The following is an 18830-nucleotide window of genomic DNA, read 5'->3' as shown; positions in this document are numbered from 1 at the left end:
TTTAATTTCATTTTATAGTGTTCACCCCTAACAGCCATTCAGATTAAAAAATTCTGGCACTTTAAGCTCAGCCATACTAAAGAGATCTCTTGAATTTTTACGTATGATTTTTATTAATTTTTTAATATAAAGATCAGTTTTTATCCATCATTAATTCAATTTTCTGGCTCTAATACCGGCAATGTAACAAAGCAATTCACAATACTAAACATAGTATTTTAGTTTGATCTATACAATATCTCCCAGTAAGGCCGTTATTTTCTGAATTCACCTATATATACAGAGTCCTGAAGCATAGTGTTAATGCCATTCCCGTCGATATTCAAAGCCTGTTTGCTTGCTGGTAGCGTGCTGCTTCTTGGGGGCTGCCAACAGCCTTCAGATCCACAGATCCAGGTCGAACAGACTGAGACGAAGCAAACGCAAAGTCCAGTCAGTGACTTTAGCCTCATGTGCCAGAATATTGAAAAAAATATGTCCCAGATTAATGACCAGCGCACGACGTTTGCGCTGGAACAAATTAATCAGGATCTTAAAGTGTGCCTGCCGTTGATGGAATTGGCGGAGCAGAAGCACCTGATGCAACGCTCTACCGAAATGTATCAGCGCTTTTTAAAGGTAGATCGCACCGAATTTCAGCAACGCGCCTTTGAGCAGTATGCACTGGAAATGGCCCAGCATCCGACCATTCAGCATGCACATTTTCAACAGCTCACCTCACGTGACCAGTATCTGTTAAAACACAAAGGTCAGGCTTATGTAGAACTGCTGGATCTGGGGGATGGTACTTTACATTATCGCCGTAGTCCGGAATATCTGGCGCGTATTTTTGCCCCTTATTTACCAGCCGCTGAAAAAGCCTTTATTGAAAATCTGGCGGAACAGAATATGGAGCCGGTGCTGACGGAAAAACGCCTGCAGATTGAAGCCGCTGATATTGCAGCCCGCAGTCTGCTTTGGGAAGACTATCTCAAGACTTATCCGAATAGTAGTTATAAACGCGATGCTGAATATCTGCTGAAGCAATATACCTATTTCCTGTTTAGAGGTACCGAGCAATCACCGGTGTCGGGAGATTATCGCGATCGCTATGCCGTGGATACCAGTCATCTGGAAACTATTATCGGGCTGTCGAGCGGCCAGAAATCAACGCTGTCCACACAGGCACGCCTATTTCTGGAGTTTCTGGACATGACTCCGGAACAGCGCCAGCAAGTCTTGCCTGCCGATTATAGAAACCGCTCGGAAGCAGAACAGATTCTGTACTATGCCCAGATCAGTCCACCTTCACAAAAATATGATAAAGACTGTTTTACCGATGCCATCTGTATCTAGTTGGGATCAGTTTCACCTTCAATCAGTATGACCATGTCTAAATCAATCCTTGCTTAAAGTTGAGCGATTTAGACCTGTTTATTCTGCCTAAACTGAGCTAAGCTTTAGCCTCGCTTGACGGAGCGCGAGTAATGCCTCGCTGAGATCATGTGATTCCTTTTATTGTTATCAGGAATTGAGCATGAGTACCGTTGAACCTGATCAGGTTAATACCTGCGTAGGAATCAAGCCAGCTAAAAACCCAGCCCTTGCTTTATCTGTTCAGGATAAATCTGCCTACGTTTTTGGTCGTGCTTGATTCGTTGATGTCATTCATAAGGATCATAGCCATGAACCAGTTAACGAATCTTTCTTCTGAAACTTCTCTCTCCGCTCATGAACAGGAAGCACGCGATTTAACGCGAATTCTACCCGCTTCACGTAAAGTCTATCTGCAAGGTTCCCGTCCTGATATTCAGGTACCCATGCGGGAAATTTCCTTAAGTGAAACCCCGACCAGTCTGGGCGGCGAACATAATCCACCTTTGATGGTCTATGACACTTCGGGTGTGTATACCGACCCCAACGTGACGATTGACCTGAACAAAGGTCTGCCGAATATTCGTGAAAGCTGGATTGAGCAGCGCAACGATAGTGAAATTCTGGATCAGCTCAGTTCTGAATTTGGCCGCCAGCGTTTACGCGATATCCGTACCGCTGCGATCCGTTTCGCGCATATTCAAAAACCACGCAAAGCCAAATGCGGCCGCAACATCACCCAGATGCATTATGCCAAGCAAGGCATTATCACACCGGAAATGGAATACATTGCCATTCGTGAAAACCTACGTCAACTCGATGGTGTCGATATGCGCCAGCATCCGGGCCAGAATTTTGGTGCAAAAAACCTGACTGAAATTACGCCAGAATTTGTGCGTCAGGAAGTCGCCGCCGGCCGCGCGATTATTCCGGCCAATATCAATCATCCGGAACTGGAACCGATGATTATCGGGCGTAATTTTCTGGTCAAAATCAATGCCAATATCGGTAATTCTGCACTCGGTTCAAGTATCGAAGAAGAAGTCTCGAAAATGACCTGGGCCACGCGCTGGGGTGCAGACACGATCATGGATCTTTCGACTGGCCAAAATATTCATGAAACCCGGGAATGGATTATCCGGAATTCTCCAGTACCGATCGGAACCGTACCAATCTATCAGGCACTGGAAAAAGTCAATGGTGTGGCCGAAGACCTGACCTGGGAGATCTTTAAAGACACCCTGATTGAACAGGCCGAACAAGGCGTGGACTATTTCACCATTCATGCCGGCGTGCTTTTGAGATATGTACCGCTGACGGCCAACCGTTTGACCGGTATCGTATCGCGTGGTGGTTCGATCATGGCACAGTGGTGTCTGGCACATCATCAGGAAAACTTCCTGTATACCCATTTCGATGAAATCTGCGAGATCATGAAAGCTTATGACGTATCGTTCAGTCTGGGTGATGGTCTGCGTCCGGGCTGTGTGCAGGATGCCAATGACGAAGCGCAATTTGCCGAACTTCGAACTTTGGGCGAACTGACCCATCGTGCCTGGGAACATGATGTTCAGGTGATGATTGAAGGTCCGGGCCATGTCCCGATGCATATGATCAAGGAAAATATGGACCTGCAACTCGAAGTGTGTAAAGAAGCACCATTTTATACCTTGGGACCATTAACCACCGATATTGCACCGGGTTATGACCATATTACTTCGGCGATCGGCGCAGCAATGATTGGCTGGTACGGTACCGCAATGCTGTGTTATGTGACGCCGAAAGAGCATCTCGGTTTACCCAATAAAAAAGATGTCAAAGACGGCATTATTACCTACAAGATTGCCGCACATGCAGCCGATCTGGCCAAAGGTCATCCGGGTGCACAGGCACGTGACAATGCCCTGTCCAAAGCCCGTTTTGAGTTCCGCTGGGAAGACCAGTTTAACTTGAGTCTGGATCCGGACACGGCGCGCAGCATGCATGATGAAACCATGCCGAAAGCCGCGCATAAATCCGCGCACTTTTGTTCCATGTGCGGACCAAAGTTCTGTTCAATGAAGATTAGCCAGAATGTTCGTGATTATGCCAGTCAACAGGCCAATCCTGATCAGCCGGCAAGCTCTCAGGCCGAAATTGAAGCCGGCATGAATCAGATGAAAGCCAGCTTCCACAACTCTGGTCAAAATTTATACCACAAACTATAAAACTGTAAAAAAAACAGTTGTCTTCAAAAAAAACTCAGATAGGATGAAAATAAATCAATTCATTCTATCTGAGCATATGAATATTATTAAACAGGCCTCTTATAATAAAAAAGACTTTAGCGTAGAGGCACGTGAGTTCTTGTACCGGGGATTTATTCAGGTAGAACAAGTCAGCCTGAAACACCGTTTATTTAATCAGGAAAGCTCAACCCCTGTTTTGCAACGTGAGCTGATTCACCGGCCAGAAGCAGCGGGTGTGCTGATGTACAACCATCAACAGCAGAAATTCGGCCTGATTGAACAGTTCCGGATTGGTGGACTGGACGATATCGATTCTCCTTGGCAACTCGAAGTGATTGCTGGCGTTCTGGATGGCAATGAAGCGCCTGAAGCGTGCATCCGCCGCGAGGCACTTGAAGAATCAGGCTGTACCCTGGATGAGCTACAGCACATTTTCAGCTTCTATCCTTCCGCCGGAGCATGTTCCGAATTATTTCATTTATATGTGGCCCAGACCGAATTACCTGAACAGGGTGGTGTTTTTGGCATGCCGGATGAAGGGGAAAATATCCAGCTGCATATTCTGGATTATGCCGATATTCCGTTCTTGCTCACGAATGGTCGCTTAAGAAATGCGCCTGTCATTATGGCCTTACAATGGTTGCAACAACATATTCATACTGCAGGAATATGTCTAAGGGGAAAGACATGAGTTTTCAGCAGTCAAGCACAAGCACAAGCACAAGCACAAGCACACAGCCAGATTGGACCATTATCCAGATTTCTGATACCCATTTGATGGATCGGGAAGAGCTGGAATTTGCCTGGATGAATCCCGAGCAGAGTTTTCACGAGGTGATGCAGCAGATCCAACAGCGCTTTCCCCAAATGGATGCACTGATTCATACCGGTGATCTGGCACAGGTGCCGGTCGAGCAGACTTATCAACGCTATTTAGCATTTGTCCAGTCTTTAAACGTGCCGTATTATCAGATTCCAGGTAACCATGACGATTCTCGGGTGTTCCCTTTTCACCAGCATGCGAATCAGGTACATGCCATTCATTTTGGCACCTGGACCATGATCCTGTTAAATAGTGCCGTTCAAGGCAAGATCGATGGCTGGGTGGAACAAGCTCAACTCGATCAATTGGACCAATTATTGCTTGAATTTAAGCATCAGCATGTCATTGTCGCTTGCCATCATCATCCTTTTGCGATGAAATCGTACTGGATTGATCAGCACCGGCTGAAAAATGCTGAAGATTTAAAAGATGTACTGGCTCGGCATCATAATATCAAGCTGGTTCTGTTTGGTCATGTGCATCAGGATTCCTGCAACGAATGGCATGGCATCTACTTTTTATCCACGCCATCGACCAGTGTGCAGTTTAAACCTAAAAGTGAAGATTTCGCGCTAGATCAGGCGGCACCAGGTTATCGTGTATTACATTTGCAACAAAATGGTGAGTTTGATACCTATATTGAACGGGTGGCATTGAGCCAGCAAAATATTAATACCGAAATTTCAGGTTATTAACTTTTCAATTTGTTTTTTTTGCATTACTTTATTGCAACCAAAGGAAATGTGATATGCATAGTCCAGACATCAAAGACTATCAATAAGCATAAAAAGTCTATATGATGACGGCCCCCATAGGAGGATAATCTTTCTACAGGGTGGATAAAAAACTGCATATCACCATATTTTTTGCGTAGCAATCATACGCATAGATGAGGAATGCCCTAAATGGCGAATGACAACCAAAATCAAGTCTTAGACAATCAAACTGATGTTGTAGAAGAGAAAGCTGCAAAGCGCGTACGCAAATCTAAGCCTAAAACGACTGACGGTGGTTCTACTGCTAGCTTATTTGGTATTGAACCTTATCAACCTAAAAAAAATGAAGAATACATGTCTGAAGGTCAGCTTCAGCATTTCCGCCAAATCTTGCTGGCTTGGAAAGCTGAGTTGATGTCAGAAGTGGATCGTACCCTGAATACGATGCAAGACGAAAATACTGCTCTTCCAGATGTGAATGACCGTGCGACTCAGGAAGAAGAGTTTGCGATTGAGTTACGTACCCGTGACCGTGAACGTAAACTGATTCGTAAAATCGAACAGTCGATCGAAGCAATCCAGAATGATGACTATGGTTTCTGTGAAACTTGTGGTATCGAGATTGGCTTGCGTCGTTTAGAAGCACGTCCAACGGCTACTTTATGTATTGACTGCAAAACCCTTGCAGAGATCAAAGAGAAGCAAAATAACGGTTAAGTATGTCTGTAAATAATCCTCCCCTAACCCCTCCTTTAAAAAAGGAGGGGGACAACAGGATGGCTTATGTGGGCCGGTTCGCGCCATCGCCAACCGGCCCTTTGCATTTTGGCTCTCTCATTACCGCAGTTGCCAGTTACTGCGATGCCAAAGCCAATCAAGGCACATGGCTGGTCCGGATTGAAGACACCGATATTCCCCGCATTTATCCCGGCAGCGAAGAGCATATCCTGCGTGCCATGGATGCCTTTCAGCTTGAACCTGATGCCGAAATCATTTTCCAGAAAGACCGTTTAGATATTTACGAAGACGTCATCCAGCAATTACGTCAGCAAGACCTAGTCTATGCCTGTCAATGTACCCGTAAAATGCTCGGTTCCAACCATATCTATCAGGATACCTGCCGCAACTTGGGTCTGGCTTTTGAGCATCAGGCCATCCGTTTAAAAGTTGAAGATGTTGAAATCTGTTTTGAAGACCGGCTGCAAGGTCAGCACTGTTCAGAACTGAAAAAAGATCTGGGCGATTTTGTCTTAAAACGTCGTGACGGCATTATCAATTACCAGCTGGCTGTAGTAGTCGATGACTATCTGCAAGGTATGACTCATGCGGTACGTGGAGCTGATCTTTTAGATAATACCGAACGGCAAATCTATCTGGGACAGTTACTCGGTTATCCGCGTCTGAGCTATATGCATCTACCGCTGGCAATGAATGATCAGGGGCAAAAACTGTCAAAACAGAATCTGGCCCAAGCACTGGATTTAACTCAGGCACCCCAATTATTAAAACAGGCACTTCAGGCTTTGCATCAGGCTGAAGTTGATTTGGACACTCCCGATCGGATGCTGCAACAGGCGGTAGTACAATGGGACATTGAGCGGATTCCACATACAACTGAGCTACAAGGTCACTATTTATAAAAACAGCTTTTCACTTAAGCTAGACTTCTAGAATGAAAAATTGATAGGAAGAAGAGTATGTTTTTTATTTTTGGCGTCGGCCCTAAAACCAAAACCATTGAGAAAAGCCAGTTTCTGTGTCCGGTCTGCCGTACTCGTTCGGGCTATGAGCTAAAACAGCAGCGTAATTATTTTTCTTTATTTTTCATACCCTTGATTCCACTTTCCAAGCCTAAATCTGCTTTTGTGACCTGTTCCAATTGTGGAACCGCAATGCCGAGCACGGTACTGGACCATGCTCAGCCAGAGCCAGGACGAAACTCCAATCTAGAAGCTTGATTCTTCGCGGCTTGGATTGACCTGGCGTGTGGTTGAATCAATTTTCAGAATCAGACTGATCATGACCGCACAGATAATCAGGGATGAACCGCCATAACTGATAAATGGCAGAGTCAAACCTTTGGTCGGCAACATGCCCATATTCATGCCGGCATTCACCAGAATCTGTAACAGGAAAATGATACTGATGCCATAAGCCAGATAGCCGGCACGCAAATATTGATGCTGCAAGGCGCGGTGTCCAATGCGAATACAGCAAACCAGCATGGTGAAGGACAAGATCAGGATGGTTGAAATGCCTAAAAAGCCAAATTCTTCACCCAAGATTGCCAGCATGAAATCGGTATGCGCCTCAGGCAAATAAGACATTTTCTGGATACTATGCCCCAAGCCTACCCCTGCCCATTCCCCACGGCCAAAGGCCATAAGGGCATTAGAGAGCTGATAACCGGTGCCTAAGGGATCTTCCCAAGGATTCGAAAAAGACAGCAGACGTTGCAGACGATACGGTTCCAACAGAATCGCGGCAGCAAATGCGCCGACCAAGGTCATAAAGGCCACACCAAACTGAATCCACGGCGCACCCGCCAGAAAGAACACGCCAAGCATGGTTAAGGTAATTACCACGGTTGCACCCAAGTCAGGCTCGAGAATAATCAAACCGACGGTAGCCCCCATGATGGCACTTAAACGGACCAGACCCTTGATATTATTCCGTACTTCTTCCGCACGGCGTACCACGTAGTCTGCAGTAAAAATTGCCATCATCACTTTAGCGACTTCCGAAGCCTGCAAGGTAAAACCAGCGACCCGGATCCAGCGCTTGGAACCATTGACTTCCGTTCCGACAAATAGCACGGCCACCAAAAGTACAATGGTAATAATCCATAAAAAGAAGGTGTTGTTAAACCAGACTTTTAAAGGAATTTTATAAGCTAGAAAAGCTGCTACGGCAGCAACAAAAATCGAAATTCCGTGCCGGCTAATATAATGAAACGGATTTTCATGCATCCGTTCTGCATAAGGCATCGAGGCTGATGCCACCATGATCGAACCGATACAGAGCAAAGCCAATACACAGAAAATCAGTACATTCCGTGGATTCACTTCAGCAGGTATTCTAGGTACCCACTGCGTATAAAATTGATGTAATTTATTGATCGTAGTCTGAGCAAACCCAGCCATATCACGAATCCTTGTTATTCTTAATTGAGTTCATTCACATACGCAACAAACTTGCGACCACGCTCAGGATAACCCGAGAACATATCAAAACTTGCGCATGCAGGAGACAATAGCACGACATCATGTGCCTGGGTGTGCTTTTGGCAGATTTCTACCGCCTGCTGCAGGCTCTCCGCATGGATCAGTTCAGTCGTGCCCGCAATTGCCGCTTCAATGACGGGGCGATCTTCACCGATCAACACCGCCACTTTGGCATATTTAGCGAGTGATTCACGCAAGGCTTTAAAGTCTTGTCCTTTGCCCTGTCCCCCGAGAATAATCGCGACCTTACCCCCTTGGGCTTCAATCGCCATACCCAGACCATCGAGTGCTGCCAAGGTTGCGCCGATATTGGTGCCTTTGGAGTCGTTATAATAACGTACGCCTTGCACTTCTTTAACGAATTCACAGCGATGTTCCAGACCTTTAAAGGTCTTTAAGGTATTCAACATGCTTTCCAGTGGCAGACCAATCGCTTCACCCAGCGCCAGACAGGCTAAGGCATTGGCAACATTATGCGTGCCCTGCATATACATCTCGGTACTTTTCAGCAGACGCTCACGACCACGCGCCAGCCAGATGCTGCCATCCGTATCCTTGAGAATACCGTACTGGTTCATATCCGGTGCATTTAGACCAAAGCTTTGTATCGGTGTTACGTCTGGCACCAGAGGACGGGTCAAAGAGTCATCACGGTTATAGACGACTTTTTTTACACCCTGGAAAATCCGGTGTTTCGCCGTGTGATAACCCATCATATCGCCATGACGATCCAGATGATCTTCACTCATGTTCAACACCACCGCGACTTCAGCCGCCAGATTTGAGGTGGTTTCCAGCTGAAAACTGGACAGCTCGAGTATATACAGCTCAGGATCGTCTTTAGTCAGGTCTAGCGCAGGACGACCTAAGTTACCACCGATAGCGACTTTTTTACCTGCATCCGCTGCCATCAAGCCAATCAAGGTCGTCACGGTACTTTTGGCATTAGAACCGGTAATTGCTACGATTGGCTTGTCTGTAGCACGGCGTAAAATCTGGATTTCACTGACTACTGGAATGCCCTTGTTGATGGCTGCCTGAATTTCAGGAAGTTTAGGATCAAGTCCTGGGCTGATCACGATTTCTTCCGCAGACAACAACAGCTCGGCATCAAACTGACCGAAACTGGTCTGAACTTCAGCGGGTATCTGCTCATGCCCTGGCGGGTTAGCTCTAGAATCTGTTACTGCAACGCGGTAGCCCTGACTATGCAAGAAATTGACTGCTGCAACACCTGATATTCCGAGTCCTGCAACGACTTTTAACCCACCACGTTGTATTAACATTTTCGCCCCATATTTTGGTCTATTTTGAAACTGACGAAATGGTAGCACTTTGCTGTTTTGAATGCCTTTTCTGATTGGCTTTTCTGCACATTTTTTTGTGTCCATGCGTAAAAAAACCGTCATGATCATGACGGTTTTTAAAATTCAGCCAGAAAAGGAAATTATTTCCATTTCACCGCTTGTTGGGCTGGCTTTTCTTCTGAACTTTTTTCTGAAACCGGACAGGCACAGTTGCCACCACAGCCTGCAGCCATACCCGGTTGCAGCCATTTGGCCAGACGCTTCCAGCCCTTGGCTGCACAGGCATCAGACAGCTTCTGGAAGACTGAGTTAGAGGTGTTCGGAAACACCTTTTTAAAGACAACCAGCATGCTCCAAAGCACCAGTGCTGTCACAATTAGAATTTCAATCATCTCAATCTCCCATACATATACAATGCAGCAAACTCAATTGGCCAAGGCCAAGCTGAGATTTAGCCCAAATAATATGAAGCAATTTGATAAGTCAGGAATGACATGAAATATGCCAGACCAAACAGGTAAACCGTCATGATACTGACAGTTTTCCAGGAACCGGTTTCACGTTTAACCGTTGCCAGAGTCGCCAGACAATGTGGTGCATAAATAAACCACACCAGCAAAGACAAACCTGTCGCAACTGACCAGCCCAGATCCCCTCCACCGCTGATTAGTGCAGCCAGACCTTCAGACATCGCATCTTCATCAACTGCCGACATCGCATAGACTGTACCCAGTGCTGCAACGACCACTTCACGCGCTGCCATTGCCGGAATCAGGGCAATACAGATCTGCCAGTTAAAACCGAGCGGTGCAAAGATCGGCTGCATCAGATGACCGAGCATCCCTGCCAATGAATAATCAATGGCCGGCAGAGTTGCGCCTTCTGGCGGCTGCGGGAAAGTACACAGGAACCACAGCACAATCGATAAGGCAAAGATGATGCCACCGACACGTTTCAAGAAGATTTTGCCGCGATCCAGCAAGCCGATCCAAACGTTCTTCAAATCCGGAAAACGGTAGCTTGGCAGTTCCATCAGCAGCATGTGCTGTGATTTATCTTTGTGGAAGAATTTCAACACAAAAGACACCAGCAAAGCACTCACGATACCCGCCATATAAAGACCAAAAAGCACCAGACCTTGCAGATTGAGGAAACCCCAAACAGTTTGTGCCGGTATAAATGCTGCAATCAGCAAGGCATAGACTGGCAAGCGCGCTGAACAGGTCATTAAGGGAGCAACGAAAATCGTGGTTAAACGATCTCGTGGATCACTAATGGTACGCGAAGCCATAATTCCGGGAATGGCACAGGCAAAGCTGGACAATAACGGAATAAAGGCACGTCCTGATAAACCGGCTTTAAACATCAGCTTATCTAATAGGAAAGCAGCACGCGGTAAATAACCTGATTCTTCCAGTACCAGAATAAAGAAGAACAGAATCAGAATCTGTGGCAGGAACACCACCACGCCACCGGCACCGGCAATAATCCCATCCACCACTAGACTATTCAGTAAGGGATGCGAAATATATTCGCCGAGGAACTCACCCAGCCAGCCGAAGAAGGTTTCGATGCCATCCATAAACGGCGCAGCCCAGGCAAATACCGCCTGGAAAATCACGAACATCATTACAGCTAGGCTGAGTAAGCCCAATACCGGATGCAGAAAAATCTTGTCAAGAAAATCGGTACGCTTATCTTCCTGATCGACGAAATTGACCACGTCATTCAGAATGTTTTCTACGCGCTGGTGACTATCACCTTTCAAGCCACTGAGCTCAGTCTGTGGTACAGAATACTTGCCTTGATCTAGCGCATTTTTCAGGTTTTCAATGCCTGAACTGCGCACAGCCACCGTTTCTACCACAGGCACGCCCAGTCGCTCAGACAGCTTCTGGGTATTGATCTGCATGCCACGACGGCGTGCTTCATCCATCATATTCAGCACGACCAGCACCGGACGATCCAGCGCAATCATTTCCAGCACCAGACCCAGATGCAATTTTAGATTAGTGGCATCTACCACACACAAAAATGCATCCTGCTCCTGCTCTTCCGCAATTTTACCTTGTACCACATTGCGGGTAATCTCTTCATCTGGACTGGTCGCATCCAGACTATAAGTTCCCGGCAAATCCAGTACCCGTACCGCTTTGCCTGAAGCAAGCTGAAAAGTACCGACTTTACGTTCAACCGTCACACCCGCATAGTTACCGACTTTTTGGCGTGTTCCAGTTAAGTGGTTGAATAATGAAGTTTTACCGCAGTTAGGGTTACCGACAAGGGCAATACGTAATGTATCACTCATGCCGACACCGCCTGTTCGATTTCAATTTTGGCTGCTTCTGATTTACGCAAAGCAAAACGTGTGAATCCAACTTGAATCAAAATGGGATCTCCACCAAAAATACCTTTAGTAATGACCTGTACCTTTGTACCTGGTACAAAGCCTAAAGTTTCCAAACGACTCGCGACGACATCGTGTAGAGCACTTTCACCATCAGTTGTTCGACTCACTTTTCGAATGATGGCAATTTGTTTTGCTTTTAAATCAGACAAACGCACCGTGAAATTCCTAAACTATTTTGTACAGTATACAAACAAATGAGAATAATTAACAAATAAGATTAATTACATTTCGATTTAGCCTTATACCACATCGACACTGTCATAAAATTAAACTACAGTGGAGAATACCAATCCCGATTATCGCTTTTTCAGATCAGATCCTTTCACCCTATGCTGAATAAAAAACCCCGTATTCCTGCCCCTGTCCAGATTCCTGATGCGTTAAGTTATTTACAGGGTTTTCGTGATTATCTGATTGCGCAAACGGTCAGCCCGCATACCCGCAATGCCTATTTGTCCGATCTGGTGCAATGTGCAGAATGCCTGAGCAAGCCTCTGCCGGAATGGAATCATGATGATATTTCCGATGTACTGATTGCGCTGACCAAACAGCAAAAAAGTCCACGTTCGATTGCCCGCTGCCTGTCTGCCTTGCGTTCATTTTATAAATTTCTGCGTGAGCAAAAACTGCGTAGCGACAATCCGGTGGCTGCACATAAAACCCCAAAACTGGGCCGGGCCTTACCCAAAGATCTCTCCGAAGCAGATGTCGAAGCCTTAATTCATGCTCCGGATATCAACACGGCATTAGGGCTGCGCGATCGCGCCATGTTTGAAGTGCTGTATGCCTGCGGACTCCGGGTGACCGAACTGATTAACTTACGTCTGGAACTGATCAACTTAAAACAGGGTTATTTACGTATCGTCGGTAAGGGCAATAAAGAACGTCTGGTGCCGATGGGACAAATGGCCTGTGAATGGGTAGAAAAATATCTGAATGAAGCCCGTCCGCAACTATATAAGACTTCGACCGATTATCTGTTCCTGACCCAGCATGGCGGCATCATGAGCCGGCAGAATTTCTGGTATGCCATTAAGCGTTATGCCTTGCAGGCCGGAATTCAGTCTGAACTGTCACCGCATACCTTGCGCCACGCCTTTGCGACGCATTTACTCAATCATGGCGCAGACTTACGTGTGGTGCAGATGCTGCTCGGCCATAGTGATCTGTCTACCACCCAGATTTATACCCATGTGGCACAGGTACGGATGCAGCAGCTGCATGCCACCCATCATCCACGGGCTTAAAATATATCCGGACGCAATAAACTGAGAAGTTTGACGTGTGGGTATTTTTTTTTGTTATGCTAATGCTCTGTTTTTAATCCAAGAAGAAAAGGGTTTTTTATGACATTTGCCCGCTCAAAAATTTTTATGGCTTGCACACTTGCTGCTGGTTTGGGTCTGACTGCGTGTTCCAATTCCACTAACAACGATAAAAAGCAAGAGTTGACTGCAAGCGCACCTGCGACGGGCGAAGCCTCTACCCTGACCGAACGCAATGCAGAACAGCGTCTGGCTTCTACGTTGGAAAAGCATTTCAAAACCGCTGGCATCAGTGCCAAAATTACCGACATTAAAGCCACTGAAGTGCCGAACCTGTACTGGGTGAGTCTGGAAGGCATGTCTGCGGTCTATGTCACCAGTGACGGTAAATATCTGATTCAGGGCGATGTGATCCGTCTCGGCGATAAACAGCTGCACAATGTCAGCGAGAACCTGCAAGCAGGCATCAACAATAAACTCTTTGCTGAACTCAAGCCAGCCGACTTACTGGTCTATCCAGCTAAAGGCAAAGCCAAGCATGTGGTTTATGTGTTTACCGATGTCAGCTGTCCGTATTGCCATAAATTCCATGAGCAAATGGATGAGATGAATGCCAAAGGCATTGAAGTGCGTTATATCGCCTGGCCGCGTGGTGAACAGCATATGCCGGCCATGGAAGCAATCTGGTGCAGTGCCGACCGTCGCAGTGCCTTTGACCAAGCGATTGCGGGTGCACAGATTAGTACAAAGAAATGTGAAAATCCTGTTCAAGATCAATATCAAATGGGTCTGAATATGGGCGTGAATGGCACCCCTGCCATTTATAATTCAGAAGGTACTTATCTGGGCGGTTACCTGTCTACATCGGAATTATTGAATCGGCTTAAATAACTCATTTTAATACGTTATTTAACTTTATTTTATAGATAAAGATATTCTGAAATGACCCTAGAGTCAGGCGGGTTTTTTAGCTATGATCTAGGCTCTTGTAAAAAACTGTTTATATTTGGAGTGTGACGTGAAACCAGTTCGTCTGGCAATCCTCGGTCTTGGTACTGTAGGTGGTGGTGCCTTGAAACTATTAAAAGAAAATGCTGCTGAGATCAAACGTCGCACCGGTCGTGAAATTGAAATTACCCATGTAGGCACCCGTCGTCCACGTCCTGATCTGGATCTGCCAGAATCGGTCAAACAAAGTGCTGATTTGATGGACATCGTGCGTCAACCTGATGTAGACGTGGTGGTTGAAGTCATGGGCGGAATTCATCCTGCCTATGAAGTCATCATGGAAGCCATGAAACATGGCAAACATATTGTAACCGCCAACAAAGCACTCTTGGCTGAACACGGTAATGAACTGTTTAAAGCGGCTGAAGACAATGCCGTGCAAATTGCCTATGAAGCCGCAGTGGCTGGTGGCATTCCAATTATTAAAGTGATCCGTGAAGGTTTGGCAGCCAACAAGATTGAATGGCTGGCCGGTATTATTAACGGCACAGGTAACTTCATTCTTAGTGAAATGCGTGAAAAAGGCCGCGCTTTTGAAGATGTGCTGAAAGAAGCGCAAGAACTGGGTTATGCCGAAGCCGATCCGACCTTTGACGTGGAAGGCATTGATGCGGCTCACAAGCTCACCATTCTGGCCTCGTGTGCCTTTGGTATTCCGCTACAGTTTGACAAAGTCTTTACTGAAGGCATTGGCAAAGTCACTGCACAAGACGTGAAATATGCCGAAGACCTCGGTTTCCGGATTAAACACCTAGGTATTGCTCGCCGTACCGATGCCGGGATTGAACTTCGTGTACACCCGACCCTGATTCCAGATGACCAGCTGATTGCCAATGTGAATGGTGTAAAAAATGCGGTTCTGGTACAAGCCAATGCGGTCGGCCCTACACTGTACTATGGCGCTGGCGCAGGTGCAGGACCAACGGCTTCTGCGGTTGTTGCCGATGTGGTCGATATTGTTCGTGACATCATTTATACAGAAGATGGCGCAGGCACCATTCCACAACTGGCTTTTGAAGCGCTCAGTGATTTACCGATCTTGAGTCGTGAACAAATGACTACCGGCTATTACATCCGTATTAATGCCGAAGATCAGATGGGCGTGCTTGCCGATGTCACCACGATTCTCAGTCGTGCCGGCATCAGTATTGATGCAATCATGCAGCAACCGCGTTTATCCAAAGACCTTATTCCTATCGTGATTCTGACCGATCCTATCGTCGAATCAAAAATGGATGCAGCGCTTTCACAAATTCAAGCATTACCCGTCATTCATGGCGAAATTGTACGAATTCGTTTAGAATCGCTTGATAATTAATCGGGTTGAGGGGAGGATTCCCCTTGCCAAGCTCTACACACAATTGGAACATCATCATGTCGAATGCCAATCGTTATACTGGTTTAGTTGACCGCTATCGCGACCGTTTACCAGTGTCTGCAACTACTCGTGCGATCTCTTTGGGTGAAGGTAATACTCCACTGATCAAGCTTGAGAATATTCCACGCATTATTGGTAAAGATGTTGAAATTTATGTGAAGTACGAGGGCTTAAACCCGACTGGTTCATTTAAAGACCGCGGTATGACTATGGCGGTGACCAAAGCCGTTGAAGAAGGCTCTAAAGCCATCATCTGCGCATCTACTGGTAACACCTCTGCAGCAGCGGCGGCATATGCTGCACGTGCTGGCATCAAAGCATTCGTGCTCATCCCTGAAGGCAAAATTGCCATGGGTAAAATGGCTCAGGCGATGATGTATGGTGCGATCACCATGCAAATTCGCGGTAACTTCGATGACGGTATGCGTCTGGTTAAAGAAGTTGCCGATCAGGCACCGGTGACGATTGTAAACTCAATCAACCCGTACCGCCTGCAAGGTCAAAAAACCATTGCTTACGAGATCGTTGAAGCTTTAGGTCGTGCACCGGATTATCACTGCCTGCCTGTAGGTAATGCAGGTAATATCACTGCACACTGGATGGGCTATACTGAAGCGGTGGCTAACCAGTCGAAAGAAGAATTTGAGCAAGTCGTTTACGATGCTGAAACTGATGCTTTCACTGGTCCTAAACCGGCTGGCTTGCCAATCATGGCAGGTTACCAAGCATCTGGTGCTGCACCGTTCCTTCGTGGCGGTCCAGTAGAAAACCCGGAAACTGTTGCAACTGCGATTCGTATCGGCAATCCGCAAAGCTTCAATCATGCTAAAGCGGTTGTTCGTGATTCAAACGGCTGGTTTGATGAACTGACTGATGCGGAGATTCTTGAAGCTCAACGTCTGCTTTCTATGTATGAAGGTGTATTCGTAGAGCCTGCATCTGCTGCGTCTGTCGGCGGCGCGATCCGTGACATTAAAGCGGGTAAAATTGCTGAAGGTTCAGTGATCGTATGTACCGTAACGGGTAACGGTCTGAAAGATCCAGACACTGCTATCAAGCAATGTGCTGATGCCGTGATGTTGTCGATTGATGCAACTATGAGTCAAGTTAAAGACTCTATTCTGTCGAATATGTAATTCCGGCCAGAATTAAAAAAACCCTGCACTTGCAGGGTTTTTTTATGAACCAATCAATTAGATTCGTTTAGGTTGCTGGCTGACCCAACTCATTAAACGGGTCGCATCATTGGTACGCGCCTGTGAGCTGTTTGCGCCTAAAAGTACCACCGCCACCGGACGGTTATTCAGAGTCGTGTGCATCACCACACAGCGCCCTGCTTCATTAATAAAACCGGTTTTAGAAATATTGATATTCCAGCCGCCATTACGTACCAAGGCATTGGTATTATTAGATTTCAATACACGATAACCCAAGTTAAAGTCATAGCTTGGCGTGGTCGAGAACTGACGAATCAGGCCGTATTGAGAGGCAGTATTCACCAAAATCCCTAAGTCACGAGCTGATGCCACGTTGCCCGGATGCAAACCTGTCGACTCCATGAAGTGGGTAGAATTCATACCCAGCTCTTTGGCTTTGGCATTCATTTTGGCAATAAATGCTGATCGACCACCCGGATAAGTGCGTGCCAAAGCAGCAGCAGCCGGGTTCTCGGACTTCATCAGAGCAAATAATAAAGCTTCAGCACGGTTCATGCTGTCCCCTGCTCTTAAAGTCGAGCTTGAGCTTTTACAGCCTGAACAGGAAAAATCAGCCTGTTGTAGGGTAATTTTTTCAGACATGTTTAGACGTGCATCAGAAATCACCACCGCTGTCATCAGCTTGGTAATCGATGCAATCGGATAGGCAGTATTGGTATTTTTGCTAAACAGCACTTCACCGGTTTGCGCATCCATGACCAGTGCAGCCCGTGCATTGACAGAAGGTTGATTACTAAAATGATTCGTATCAATAATCTGCGGCGCAGTATAAGCAGGTTTGGCTGCTGCTGGCACTGCTGTGCCGGCCTGACGCAAAGTGGTGGTCACTGTGGCAGACCCGGGTGGCGAAGGCTCATTGGCAGATGCATTAAAATCATCGCTCATTAACTGGTTAACTTCTTCAGAAGACCAACTAATGCTGGAACCGCCCTCTGCCGTGCCAGAATTCATAATGATTTCAGCAAAACTTGTCGTGCTCATGCTGATTAACACGGACAGGCCGAGTAGATGCCTTAAAGACTTGTTTATTTTCTTCACTATTCCTTCACTCAACTAACAGAGGTAAGATTGATTTGCGTATTACCTCTAATATGCCTTACATTTAAACACAATGCCGAACATTTTTTGTTCTTGACACTGTGTGATAAGTTTCAGATTTAATCTCGCGAATAGGATTGCTAATTTTGTACTTTCATTGCAAGCTTATTTTGCTTTATGTAACAAAAAAATGATTTTTTTAACAGAGGGAGAGCGTAGGTGATCACAGTTTTAGTTGTGGACGACCATGAATTAGTTCGTACTGGAATTTGCAGAATGCTAGAAGACCATGCGGAGGTTCAGGTAATTGGACAAGCTGAATCTGGTGAAGAAGCGATCTCTCTGGTTCGTCAACATCATCCTGATGTAGTTTTGTTAGATGTGAATATGCCGGGCATTGGTGGCGTAGAAACCACGCGCCGTCTACTTCAGAGTGCGCCGGAAACCAAAGTTTTGGCGGTTAGCGGTTTAGCAGAAGAGCCTTATCCGTCCCTGTTATTGAAAGCCGGTGCCAAAGGTTATATCACCAAAGGGGCCCCGATTTCGGAAATGGTCCGTGCGATTAACAAAGTCATGCAAGGCGGCAAATATTTCAGTGCAGACATTGCGGAACAGTTAGCCAGCTCTTACCTTTCTGATACACAACAATCCCCTTTTGATGCATTGTCAGAACGTGAAATGCAAGTGGCGATGATGGTGGTGAATTGTATCAGCGCCCAGGAAATTGCCGACAAACTCTTTGTGAGTGTTAAAACCGTGAATACTTATCGTTACCGTATTTTTGAAAAACTGAATATCGATAGCGATGTTAAACTGACTCATCTGGCCATGCGCTATGGACTCATTAAACCTTAGCTTTTAAC

General features: G+C 46.2%; 18 protein-coding genes and 1 riboswitch. Of the genes, 12 read left to right on the top strand and 6 right to left on the bottom strand.

From position 1 onward, the window contains the following. The first annotated feature begins 303 nt into the window (after positions 1 to 303). The 7 genes from G4D73_RS10840 (at position 304) to G4D73_RS10810 (ending at position 7078) form a co-directional block, all read left to right on the top strand. Positions 304 to 1335 (top strand): hypothetical protein, encoded by a 1032-nt coding sequence (locus G4D73_RS10840; protein ID WP_213686747.1) that lies wholly within the window; start codon positions 304 to 306, stop codon positions 1333 to 1335. Positions 1336 to 1443: 108 nt separating this feature from the next. Further along, positions 1444 to 1576: riboswitch (TPP riboswitch) on the top strand. A gap of 88 nt (positions 1577 to 1664) precedes the next feature. After that, positions 1665 to 3560, top strand: coding sequence for a phosphomethylpyrimidine synthase ThiC (gene thiC / locus G4D73_RS10835; protein ID WP_213686746.1), 1896 nt, complete (start codon positions 1665 to 1667; stop codon positions 3558 to 3560). 76 nt (positions 3561 to 3636) lie between these two features. Next, entirely contained in the window at positions 3637 to 4272 is a 636-nt protein-coding gene (locus tag G4D73_RS10830) for an NUDIX domain-containing protein (protein ID WP_180180654.1), read from the top strand. Beyond that, the gene (locus G4D73_RS10825) at positions 4269 to 5099 is read left to right on the top strand and encodes a metallophosphoesterase (protein WP_213686745.1); all 831 of its coding nucleotides are present in this window, start codon (positions 4269 to 4271) and stop codon (positions 5097 to 5099) included. The genes G4D73_RS10830 and G4D73_RS10825 overlap by 4 nt, the downstream gene beginning before the upstream one ends. A gap of 210 nt (positions 5100 to 5309) precedes the next feature. Then, on the top strand, positions 5310 to 5837 hold the full coding sequence (gene dksA, locus G4D73_RS10820; RefSeq protein ID WP_004281072.1) for an RNA polymerase-binding protein DksA: 528 nt from the start codon (positions 5310 to 5312) through the stop codon (positions 5835 to 5837). 2 nt (positions 5838 to 5839) lie between these two features. Further along, a complete protein-coding gene (gene gluQRS / locus G4D73_RS10815) occupies positions 5840 to 6760 on the top strand; it encodes a tRNA glutamyl-Q(34) synthetase GluQRS (RefSeq protein ID WP_228305164.1) in 921 nt (306 codons plus the stop codon). 57 nt (positions 6761 to 6817) lie between these two features. After that, entirely contained in the window at positions 6818 to 7078 is a 261-nt protein-coding gene (locus G4D73_RS10810; RefSeq protein WP_004281070.1) for a zinc ribbon domain-containing protein, read from the top strand. Here the strand turns inward: G4D73_RS10810 and ftsW are convergent. The 5 genes from ftsW to G4D73_RS10785 all read right to left on the bottom strand — a co-directional run bounded on the left by ftsW (position 7067) and on the right by G4D73_RS10785 (position 12216). Further along, positions 7067 to 8263: a putative lipid II flippase FtsW gene (gene ftsW, locus G4D73_RS10805; RefSeq protein ID WP_213686743.1), complete on the bottom strand. Its 1197-nt coding sequence runs from the start codon at positions 8261 to 8263 to the stop codon at positions 7067 to 7069. The genes G4D73_RS10810 and ftsW overlap by 12 nt on opposite strands. Before the next feature lie 20 nt (positions 8264 to 8283). After that, complete coding sequence (gene murD, locus G4D73_RS10800) at positions 8284 to 9630, bottom strand: UDP-N-acetylmuramoyl-L-alanine--D-glutamate ligase (RefSeq protein WP_213686742.1); 1347 nt, start codon at positions 9628 to 9630, stop codon at positions 8284 to 8286. 161 nt (positions 9631 to 9791) lie between these two features. After that, positions 9792 to 10043: a DUF6587 family protein gene (locus tag G4D73_RS10795; RefSeq protein ID WP_180086774.1), complete on the bottom strand. Its 252-nt coding sequence runs from the start codon at positions 10041 to 10043 to the stop codon at positions 9792 to 9794. 59 nt (positions 10044 to 10102) lie between these two features. Beyond that, positions 10103 to 11959 (bottom strand): ferrous iron transporter B, encoded by a 1857-nt coding sequence (feoB, locus tag G4D73_RS10790; RefSeq protein ID WP_213686741.1) that lies wholly within the window; start codon positions 11957 to 11959, stop codon positions 10103 to 10105. Next, positions 11956 to 12216: a FeoA family protein gene (locus tag G4D73_RS10785; RefSeq protein ID WP_004281065.1), complete on the bottom strand. Its 261-nt coding sequence runs from the start codon at positions 12214 to 12216 to the stop codon at positions 11956 to 11958. The genes feoB and G4D73_RS10785 overlap by 4 nt, the downstream gene beginning before the upstream one ends. Positions 12217 to 12390: 174 nt before the next feature. Between G4D73_RS10785 and xerD the strand changes: the two genes are divergently transcribed. The 4 genes from xerD (at position 12391) to thrC (ending at position 16848) form a co-directional block, all read left to right on the top strand. Further along, entirely contained in the window at positions 12391 to 13308 is a 918-nt protein-coding gene (xerD, locus tag G4D73_RS10780) for a site-specific tyrosine recombinase XerD (RefSeq protein ID WP_213686740.1), read from the top strand. Positions 13309 to 13407: 99 nt separating this feature from the next. After that, complete coding sequence (locus tag G4D73_RS10775) at positions 13408 to 14217, top strand: DsbC family protein (protein ID WP_213686739.1); 810 nt, start codon at positions 13408 to 13410, stop codon at positions 14215 to 14217. 127 nt (positions 14218 to 14344) lie between these two features. Continuing rightward, positions 14345 to 15652, top strand: coding sequence for a homoserine dehydrogenase (locus G4D73_RS10770; protein ID WP_034605826.1), 1308 nt, complete (start codon positions 14345 to 14347; stop codon positions 15650 to 15652). A gap of 56 nt (positions 15653 to 15708) precedes the next feature. Then, positions 15709 to 16848 carry a threonine synthase gene (thrC, locus tag G4D73_RS10765; protein WP_004281061.1) on the top strand — a complete coding sequence of 380 codons (1140 nt, stop codon included), beginning with the start codon at positions 15709 to 15711 and terminating at the stop codon, positions 16846 to 16848. A gap of 57 nt (positions 16849 to 16905) precedes the next feature. Here the strand turns inward: thrC and G4D73_RS10760 are convergent, their stop codons facing one another. Continuing rightward, entirely contained in the window at positions 16906 to 17967 is a 1062-nt protein-coding gene (locus G4D73_RS10760) for a serine hydrolase (protein WP_005101483.1), read from the bottom strand. 219 nt (positions 17968 to 18186) lie between these two features. Between G4D73_RS10760 and G4D73_RS10755 the strand changes: the two genes are divergently transcribed. Continuing rightward, complete coding sequence (locus tag G4D73_RS10755; protein ID WP_004281059.1) at positions 18187 to 18822, top strand: response regulator; 636 nt, start codon at positions 18187 to 18189, stop codon at positions 18820 to 18822. The last annotated feature ends 8 nt before the right edge of the window (positions 18823 to 18830 follow it).

The sequence above is a fragment of the Acinetobacter sp. WY4 genome (genome assembly GCF_018438165.1).
In the GTDB taxonomy this organism is placed as follows: Bacteria; Pseudomonadota; Gammaproteobacteria; order Pseudomonadales; family Moraxellaceae; genus Acinetobacter.
This window is presented reverse-complemented; position numbering and strand designations above follow the sequence as displayed.